General features: G+C 69.4%; 7 protein-coding genes. 4 read left to right on the forward strand and 3 right to left on the reverse strand.

All coding sequences use genetic code 11. The features are described from left to right. The 3 genes from R6V09_RS39310 to ptsP all read left to right on the forward strand — a co-directional run. Positions 1 to 212: hypothetical protein (locus tag R6V09_RS39310; protein ID WP_317886269.1), on the forward strand; the 212-nt coding region annotated here is incomplete at its 5' end. Between the two features lie 247 nt (positions 213 to 459). Continuing rightward, a complete protein-coding gene (locus tag R6V09_RS39315) occupies positions 460 to 909 on the forward strand; it encodes a PTS sugar transporter subunit IIA (RefSeq protein WP_317886270.1) in 450 nt (149 codons plus the stop codon). 78 nt (positions 910 to 987) lie between these two features. Next, the gene (gene ptsP / locus R6V09_RS39320; RefSeq protein ID WP_317886271.1) at positions 988 to 2658 is read left to right on the forward strand and encodes a phosphoenolpyruvate--protein phosphotransferase; all 1671 of its coding nucleotides are present in this window, start codon (positions 988 to 990) and stop codon (positions 2656 to 2658) included. A gap of 73 nt (positions 2659 to 2731) precedes the next feature. Here ptsP and R6V09_RS39325 read toward each other — a convergent pair whose 3' ends face one another. Together R6V09_RS39325 and R6V09_RS39330 are read right to left on the reverse strand one after the other, a co-directional pair. Further along, positions 2732 to 3628, reverse strand: a complete 897-nt coding sequence (locus R6V09_RS39325) for a hypothetical protein (protein WP_317886272.1) — start codon at positions 3626 to 3628, stop codon at positions 2732 to 2734. A 22-nt stretch (positions 3629 to 3650) separates the two neighbouring features. After that, the gene (locus tag R6V09_RS39330) at positions 3651 to 4859 is read right to left on the reverse strand and encodes an MFS transporter (protein WP_317886273.1); all 1209 of its coding nucleotides are present in this window, start codon (positions 4857 to 4859) and stop codon (positions 3651 to 3653) included. 111 nt (positions 4860 to 4970) lie between these two features. Here R6V09_RS39330 and R6V09_RS39335 point away from each other — a divergent pair, with 111 nt between their 5' ends. Beyond that, complete coding sequence (locus tag R6V09_RS39335) at positions 4971 to 6296, forward strand: aminotransferase class I/II-fold pyridoxal phosphate-dependent enzyme (RefSeq protein WP_317886274.1); 1326 nt, start codon at positions 4971 to 4973, stop codon at positions 6294 to 6296. Positions 6297 to 6317: 21 nt separating this feature from the next. Here the strand turns inward: R6V09_RS39335 and R6V09_RS39340 are convergent, their stop codons facing one another. Next, positions 6318 to 8294 (reverse strand): acetoacetate--CoA ligase, encoded by a 1977-nt coding sequence (locus R6V09_RS39340; RefSeq protein WP_317886275.1) that lies wholly within the window; start codon positions 8292 to 8294, stop codon positions 6318 to 6320. Between the last annotated feature and the right edge of the window lie 363 nt (positions 8295 to 8657).

Below are 8657 nucleotides of genomic sequence, written 5' to 3' on the forward strand. Positions count from 1 at the left end.
CCAACCATCAGATGATGACTGGAGACGGGGTATCAACATATCTGGCGTTGATTTTTGGCACGCTGTTGAGTTCTCAAGGAACGGACGCTTCCTTTGTACTCACCCTCTCGGGCTTTCCTCCGGGCTTCCCTTCGGTGTTCCAAACTCTATCAGTGTTTTTCCGGCCCCCTGACCACCGTCCTGCGAGCATGCAGAAGGTGACCCCGGGATAGGATCTGACAAGTTGGATGCTGCCAGGCCAAGCAAAGACGCTTGGTCGCGTCGCTCGGCCTCAAGCAGGAGTACGACTGTACATGCGGCCGTAGAGCAGGTGCAAATCGATTAGAGGTGTGGTCTAGACCACTAATCCCGACCTCTCGGGCGGAACCGGTACTACATATGACATACCCTGCTACTCAGTGTGCCGTCCGGGACAGGCAGTGACGGCCCCATCACATTTCCACCCCTGGGAGGCTTCCCATGACCAGCGTGACGTCCCCGCTCGCCGGACGCTCCATCGGACTGACCGAGGTGCCGGATCCGGTCTTCTCCGGGGCCATGGTCGGCCCCGGCACGGCCATCGACCCCGTACGTGAGCCTTCCGAGGCTGTCTCTCCTGTGGACGGAGTCATCGTCTCCCTCCACCCTCACGCCTTCGTCGTCGTGGACAGCGAGGGGCATGGTGTTCTGACCCATCTCGGTATCGACACCGTGCAGCTCAATGGCGAGGGTTTCGAACTGCTCGTCAACAAGGGCGACACCGTGACCCGGGGGCAGAGCGTCGTGCGCTGGAACCCGGCCGCCGTCGAGGCCGCCGGCAAGTCCCCGGTGTGCCCGATCGTGGCCCTTGAAGCCACTGCCGAGTCCCTCTCCGAGCTCCGCGAAGACGGTGATGTGAAGGCCGGCGACAGGCTCTTCTCCTGGGAGTGACGTCAGTGCCGTCGTATGACGGTGTGCAGGACAACCACCGCGGCGGCGGGACCCGCCGCACTATCGGAGACGGGTGAGATGGAGACAACGCTGCGAGGCGTCGGTGTGAGCCACGGTGTGGCGATCGGCGAGGTTCGGCACATGGGGACGGCGGTTCTGGAACCGCCTGCCAAGCAGATTCCGGTGGAGGACGCGGAGCGTGAACAGGGGCGCGCCCGCCAAGCCGTGGACGCTGTGGCGGCCGACCTGATGGCGCGCGGCAATCTGGCGGGGGGCGAAGCCCAGGCGGTACTTGAGGCCCAGGCCATGATGGCGCAGGACCCCGAGTTGATGACGGACGTGGAGCGCCGTATCTCGGTCGGCAGCACGGCCGAGCGGGCCGTGTACGACGCTTTCGCCGCCTACCGTGCCCTGCTGGCGGGTGCCGGTGAGTATCTGGCCGGTCGGGTGGCCGACCTCGATGACGTGCGGAATCGTATCGTCGCCCGGTTGCTCGGGGTGCCGATGCCCGGTGTCCCCGACAGCGACGAGCCGTATGTCCTGATCGCTCGTGATCTTGCGCCTGCCGATACGGCCCTGTTGGACCCGGCCCTCGTGCTCGGTTTCGTCACCGAGGAGGGCGGGCCGACCAGTCACAGCGCGATCCTGGCGCGGGCGCTCGGTGTGCCCGCTGTGGTGGCGCTGCCGGGGGCCGGTGAGTTGGCCGAGGGCACGGTTGTCGCCGTCGACGGCAGCACCGGCGAGATCTTCGTGAACCCGAGTGATGAGAAGAAGGCCGAGTTGGAAGCGGCGGCTGCCGCGCGCAAGGCCGCTCTCTCCTCTTCCACGGGGCCGGGTGCCACCTCCGACGGGCACAAGGTGCCGTTGCTTGCCAATGTCGGCGGTCCTGCTGACGTGCCAGCCGCGCTGGAGGCGGGGGCCGAGGGTGTGGGGCTCTTCCGTACCGAGTTCCTTTTCCTGGACGACAGCAAGAACGCGCCGACCGAGGAGAAGCAGGTCGAGGCCTACCGGCAGGTGCTTGAGGCGTTCCCCGAGGGGCGTGTCGTCGTGCGGGTGCTGGACGCCGGCGCGGACAAGCCGCTGGACTTCCTGACGCCCGCCGACGAGCCGAACCCGGCCCTGGGCGTGCGCGGGCTGCGTTCGCTGCTCGACCACCCCGACGTGCTGCGGACTCAGCTGGCCGCGCTCGCGAAGGCCGCCGAGGGATTGCCGGTCTACCTTGAGGTCATGGCCCCGATGGTCGCGGACCGTGCGGACGCGAAGGCGTTCGCGGACGCGTGCCGGGAGGCGGGTCTGCGGGCGAAGTTCGGCGCGATGGTGGAGATTCCGTCGGCCGCGCTGCGGGCGCGCTCGATTCTGCAGGAGGTCGAGTTCCTGTCGCTGGGGACCAACGACCTCGCGCAGTACACGTTCGCCGCCGACCGTCAGGTGGGTGCGGTGTCCCGGCTGCAGGATCCGTGGCAGCCCGCTCTGCTCGACCTGGTGGCGATGTCCGCCGAGGGAGCGAAGGCCGAGGGCAAGAGCTGTGGTGTCTGTGGCGAGGCCGCGTCCGACCCGCTGCTGGCTTGTGTGTTGACCGGCCTGGGGGTCACCTCCCTTTCCATGGGCGCTGCTTCGATTCCGTATGTGCGGTCGACGCTGGCGAAGTACACGCTCGCTCAGTGCGAGCGGGCCGCGCTGGCTGCCCGGGCCGCGGACAGCGCCGAGGAGGCGCGGCAAGCAGCTCAGGCGGTGCTGTCCGGCGAGTAGTCGGGCAGGAGAAGCCGTCCGTTGGCTCTGGTTCAGGGGCGCCTCACCACCAGGTGGGGCGCCCCTGGCGTGTTCAGTGGTGGTGTCCTCCCGGGGGCTGTTCCAGGTCGCCGAGGTCTGGCGGCACGCAGTAGTCGACGCCTGATTCGGGAGAGATGAGGTCTCCGGACTCGACGTCGGTGCAGTAGGCGTCGAAGACCTCGCCGGCGGTCAGGGGTTCCAGGCCGTCGCCGCGCAGGCGCCAGCCGTAGATGCAGTCGGTGGTGTCGGGGTTGGTGGTCCGCATGACGAGGCCGCCCGGGCTTCGGGTGGCGATGCCGAGGGCGAGGACGCTGGTGAATTCGAGGGCTTCGGCGTCGTCCAGGTGGGTGGCTCCGTCCTCGTCCTGGTCGGCGTGCAGGACGCAGACGATGGTTTCCGGTGTTCCCGAGACACTGCAGACCAGATGTCGGTTGCCGGGGCGGGCCGTGTCGAGGATGCGGACGAGAAGACCGGAGGCCCGGGTGAAGGCGGCGCGGCCGATGTCCTCGCCGCAGGTGGCGCAGGCGCCGAGGCGTGCCAGGAGTGTGGTCACGTACTCCCAGGTCGCCTGGCGGACTGCCTCGTCGACGAGGGCAGGGAGGAGGTCGGCGAGCGGTTGGCCCTCGTAAGGCAGGGTGGGGCCGGTGGTGGCAAGCTCCGCGGTGAAGCGGGTTCGGCTCGACGGGTTGTCGGGGTCCAGGCCGCTGTCGGCACAGAACTCGGCGTATTCCTGGGGGTCGAAGAGAGCCACGCTGGTGTGGCTGCCTTGGGAGGCGCGGCTCCTGAGGAGGGCCTCCACCTGTTGGAGGTAGGCGGTGTGGTCGTCGAAGGTGAAGCTGCGATAGCGCCGCATGGCGCGGAAGTCCTGCTCGTCGGTCAACAGGCCGATGGTGCCGGCGATTTCGCGGCGCAGAACGCGTCGCATGGTCTGGTGGTCGGTGTGCGCCATGTTTCCCCCTGTGCGCGGTCGATCAATGCTCACTCACAGTAACCGGCAGCACTGACAACGGCGTCCGAGCCAGTGGGTCGCGGACCAGTCGATGCTGAATTACGCAGGTCAGAGCGATGGCGGCACCGAAGACGGTCCAGCCGAGGGGGCCGGTGGCGATGGCTGCGGTGACCGCCAGTGGGCCGATGCTGCGCTGCGTCGACTGCGCGAGTCCGTGGACGCCGAGGTACGTGCCTTGCGCGGTGTCGGGTGCGAGGGCGACGGAGAGTTCCCACGAGACGGTGGCGTGCAGTATTTCCGCCATGGTGAAGGCGGCTGCCGAGGCGGTGAGAAGCACCGTCGCGGTAACGGCTCCGCCGGTGGCCGAGAGGGCGAGGGTGGTACCGCCCAGGGCGAAGGCCGCGGAGAGCGGTATCAGGAGGTTGCGGGCTGCTGCCGTCGTGGTGCCGAAGCGGGCCAAGGGGACCTGGAGGGCCACGACCATGACGTTGTTGAGGACCATCAGCAGGGGTGCCAGGCCGTGCGGTGCCTCGCTGGCGTGGGCGATCCACAGCGGCAGGCCGACCTTGAAGACGGCGTCGTCGAGGAACAGGACGGTTTCGGTCGCGACGTAGGCGAGGTAGGTGCGGTCGCGCCAGGGGCTCGGGGGCTTGCTCGCGGGTGGCGCGTCCTTCGATGTCGCGATGACGCGCTGTGGCGACGGGGGTTCGCCGCAGCGCACGGTGAGCGTCGCGACGGCGACGAAGGAGAGGGCGTCGCCGAGAAGGAGCCAGTGGTAGGCGGCGGTTGTGCCGAGGGCGAGTGCGCCTGCGGCGGCGAGACCGCCCAGGGCCCAGCCCGCGTTGGCGACGGTTCGGCTGATGGCCTGGTAGCGGATGCGGTCCGGTCCGGCCACGCGGGTCGCGTAGAGCTTGGTGAGCACGTTGGCGGCGCGGTCGCCGAAACCGCCGGCGGCCGAGAAGGCGATCAGGAGGACGTAGTTGTCCGTGGTGAGCAGGGCGAAGGAGGCGAGGGCGCGCAGGAGTTGGAGGGCGGTGAGGACGCGGGTGAGCGGGAACCGGTCGGCGAGGCGACCGCCCAGGGGTGCGCCGGCGATGCCGATGGCTCCCGCGATCGCGGCGAGGGTGCCGACCTGGGCGACGGAGAGATGCGAGACGTAGGTGAAGTACAGGACGGACACGGAGGCCCACAGGCCGCTGCCGGTGCGGTCGACGAGGGCGATCGCAAGCATTCTGCGACCGTCGCGTCCTCCGGGTATGCGTTTCGGCCGTACGGCTGTGCGGCGGGTCGTGCTCACTGCTCCCCCTTGCGTCGCAGTATGTATTGATACATAGTTGATGACGTGGCAATACAATATGGGATCAGCGGTACGACGGCCAAGGGGATTGCCGCGTCCGTCGAGCGCTGTGTGGCCGAGGGCGTGTTGGCGCCGGATGCCGCGCTGCCTCCGGTACGGCGGCTCGCTGACCAGCTCGGGGTGAGTCCGGGCACGGTCGCCACCGCGTACAAGGAGTTGCGGCAGCGGGGCATCGTCGTCACGCGCGGGCGGGGCGGGACCGTGGTGGCACAGGCCCCCGCGGTGGCGTCCCGACGGCCGCCCCGGGTCCCCGAGGGTCTGCGGGATCTGGCCGGCGGACACCCCGACCCGCTCTTCCTGCCTGCGTTGGTGCCGCCCTCGCGGCTGTCCCCAGGTGCGCGGTCGCACCGGTCGACGCCTCGGCTGGCACGACTGGAGGAGTCCGTACGGGACTGGCTGGGACGCGACGGTGTGCCCGTGGAGCAGGTGACCTTCGCGCACGGTGCGCTGGATCTGATCGGGCGGTTGCTGTCGGTGGAGTTGCGGCCCGGGGACGCGGTGGCCATGGAGGATCCCGGGTATCACCATCTACTGGATCTGGTCACGGCGTTGGGGCTGCGGAGCGTGCCGGTCGCCGTGGACGACGAGGGTCTGCGTCCCGATGCGCTGCGCGTGGCGCTGCGGGCGGGTGTGCGTGCCGTGGTGTGCAGTCCCCGGGCGCAGAATCCGTATGGCGGCAGCTTCTCGGCCGTGCGCCGCGACGCCCTTGTCGAGGTGCTCCGGGACGGGCCCGAGGTGCTCGTCGTGGAGAACGATCACGCGTCCGCCGTGGCGGGCGCTCCCCTGTGGTCGCTCGCTTCTGGTGGGTTGCCGCGCTGGGTGCATGTGCGGACGGTGAGCAAGTTCCTCGGCACCGACCTACGGTGGGCCGCGGCGGCCTGCGATCGGACCACGCTGGCGCGGCACGACGGGCGGTTGCTGCTGACGTCCGGCTGGGTCAGTCATCTCCTCCAGGAGACCGTCCATGGACTGATGACGGACGACGGCACGCGCGCGTTGGTCACGTGCGCTCAAGAGGCGTACGAGCTGCGCCGGGAGACCCTCCGCGAGGAGCTGGGCGGGCGGGGGATCACGTCGCACGGGGCGAGCGGGATGAATCTCTGGGTGCCGGTGCGGGACGAGTCCGCCGCGGTCAACGGGCTGCGGTCGTACGGCTGGTGGGTCGCCGCGGGGGCGCGCTTCCGGCTGTCGTCCGGGCCGGGGGTACGGATCTCCGTGGCCGAGCTCGAACCGGCCGACGCGATGCGGCTGGCCTCGGACTTCGCCGCTGTGCTCGGCGAGGGCGAGTCCGAGGCCACCTATGGAGGGTGACCGGCCTCTACGGGAGGCCGATCAGGCGCGTTTGCGGGCGAGGTCCTCGTAGAAGCTCAGCAGGTCGAGGTTGTCGATGGAGCCCGGGTTGACCGCCTTCTCCAACGGGGTGCCCTGGAGGAGGCGTTTGACGGGTACCTCGATGCGCTTTCCGGTGAGGGTGTGCGGGACGCCGGGGACCTCGATGACTTCGTCGGGGACGTGGCGTGGGGAGAGTTGTTCGCGGATCGTCTGTTTGATGCGGCCCAGGAGTGCGTCGTCCAGGACGGCTCCGGGGGCGAGGTGCACGAAGAGGGGCATCCAGTAGCCGCCGTCGGGCTGTTCGATGCCGATGACGAGGGATTCCTTGATCTCCGGGAGCCGTTCGACCGCTTCGTAGATGTCGGCCGAACCCATGCGCACGCCTTGCCGGTTGAGCGTGGAGTCGGAGCGGCCGTGGATGACGACGGAGCCCCGGGAAGTGACGGTGATCCAGTCGCCGTGGCGCCACACTCCGGGGTAGGTGTCGAAGTAGCTGTCGTGGTAGCGGGTGCCGTCGGGATCGTTCCAGAAGTAGATCGGCATCGACGGCATGGGGTTGGTGACCACCAGCTCGCCGACCTCGTCGACCAGGGGTTCGCCGTTCGGGTCCCAGGACTGGAGGTCGGTGCCGAGGCCGGGGGCCTGGAGTTCGCCGATGTACACGGGGAGGGTGGGTACGGCTCCGGCGAAGCAGGAGCAGACGTCCGTGCCGCCGCTGACCGAGGCGATCCACAGGTCGGCCCCGCTCTCTGCGAACTCGTCGTGCAGCCAGCGGAACCCGTCGGGCGGCAGGGGCGATCCAGTGGTGGCGACGCACTGCACCTTGGAGAGGTCGAAGTCGCGGGACGGGTGCACGCCGGCCTTGCGGCAGGCCATGACGTACGCGGCCGAAGTGCCGTAGAGGGTCGCTCCGGTGCGTTCCGCGATGCGCCACTGGGCGGCCGTGTCGGGGTACCCGGGGCTGCCGTCGTAGAGGACGATCGTCGTGCCCGTCAGGAGGCCGGAGACGAGGAAGTTCCACATCATCCAGCCGGTGGACGTGTACCAGAAGAAGCGGTCCTCGGGGCCCAGGTCGCAGTGCAGGCCGAGTTGTTTGAGGTGCTCTACGAGGATGCCGCCCTGGGACTGGACGATGGCCTTGGGGAGGCCGGTCGTGCCGGAGGAGTAGAGCACCCAGAGGGGGTGCTCGAAGGGGACCTCTTCGAAGACGGGTTCCACGTCGGCCGAGGTCAGGGACGACCAGTCCAGGGCGCCTTCGGGGGCGTCGGTGCCCAGGAGTGGGATGTGGACCACCGCGCGCAGGGTGGGCAGTTCGCGGCGGAGTTCGGCGACCGTGTCGCGGCGGTCGTGCTCCTTGCCGCCGTAGCGGTAGCCGTCGACGGTGAACAGGACGACCGGTTCGACCTGTTGGAAGCGGTCCAGGACGCTGCGGGCGCCGAAGTCGGGGGCGCAGGAGGTCCAGACGCCGCCCACGGCGGCTGTGGCGAGCAGGGCGACGACGGCCTGCGGGATGTTCGGGAGGTAGCCGCTGACGCGGTCTCCGGGGCGTACGCCGAGGGTGCGCAGCTCGGCGGCCAGGGAGCCGACCTGGCGGCGCAGCTCCGCCCAGGTGACCGGGCTCGGCTCGTGGGTCTCGTCGACGTACAGGAGGGCCGGTTCGTGCGCGCGGGTCGCCGTCGCGCGCAGGGCGTGCTCGGCGTAGTTGAGGGTCGCTCCGGGGAACCAGTGCGCGCCGGGCATCGAGCGGTCGCCGAGCACGCGCGCGTAGGGGGTCGAGAAGCGAACGTCGAACCACTCGGTGACGGCCTGCCAGAAGGTGTCCAGTTCGTCGACGGACCAGCGGTGCAGTGCCGCGTAACCGCCGTCGGCGGGGGCTCCGTGGTGTTCGGCCGCCCAGGTCTGGAACCTGGTGACCTGTGCCTGGGCGATGCGTTCCGGATCTGGCTGCCAGAGCGGCAGAGGGTTCGCGGTCGACATGGGGCGGCTCCCGGGACTGTGCGCGTCGTGTGCGTCGGTCGCGCACGGGCGGGGGTGTGCGCGTGACGCGGCTGACACGGACGATGCCATGTGATCGACTTCTGCACCAGGGCACGCTCCACATAGTCCGTGCCGTGAAGATGTGGTCCCACCACGGGTGAACGGAAGTTGAACGACGCGGTTATCCGGGGCCCGTAATGGCAGGGTGAGCAGCATGGACGGTCGTGACCTGGTGCGTTCGGTGAAGGTGGTCGGTTCGACGGGGGCGGCGCAGGGGTTGCGTACCGTACGGGCGGCGTGGCGCAGGAAGCGTGCCGACGCCACCGGGCTGCCCGCGCGGGGGGCCGAGCGGGCGCGTGTGCC

It is taken from the genome of Streptomyces sp. W16, from assembly GCF_033194735.1.
Lineage (GTDB): Bacteria > Actinomycetota > Actinomycetes > Streptomycetales > Streptomycetaceae > Streptomyces.

Bases quoted from the DNA above. Each gene is read 5' to 3' on its own strand.
- R6V09_RS39315 (WP_317886270.1), top strand. From the start codon at position 460: ATGACCAGCGTGACGTCCCCGCTCGCCGGACGCTCCATCGGACTGACC.
- ptsP (WP_317886271.1), top strand. From the start codon at position 988: ATGGAGACAACGCTGCGAGGCGTCGGTGTGAGCCACGGTGTGGCGATC.
- R6V09_RS39325 (WP_317886272.1), bottom strand. From the start codon at position 3,628: ATGGCGCACACCGACCACCAGACCATGCGACGCGTTCTGCGCCGCGAA.
- R6V09_RS39330 (WP_317886273.1), bottom strand. From the start codon at position 4,859: ATGCTTGCGATCGCCCTCGTCGACCGCACCGGCAGCGGCCTGTGGGCC.
- R6V09_RS39340 (WP_317886275.1), bottom strand. From the start codon at position 8,294: ATGTCGACCGCGAACCCTCTGCCGCTCTGGCAGCCAGATCCGGAACGC.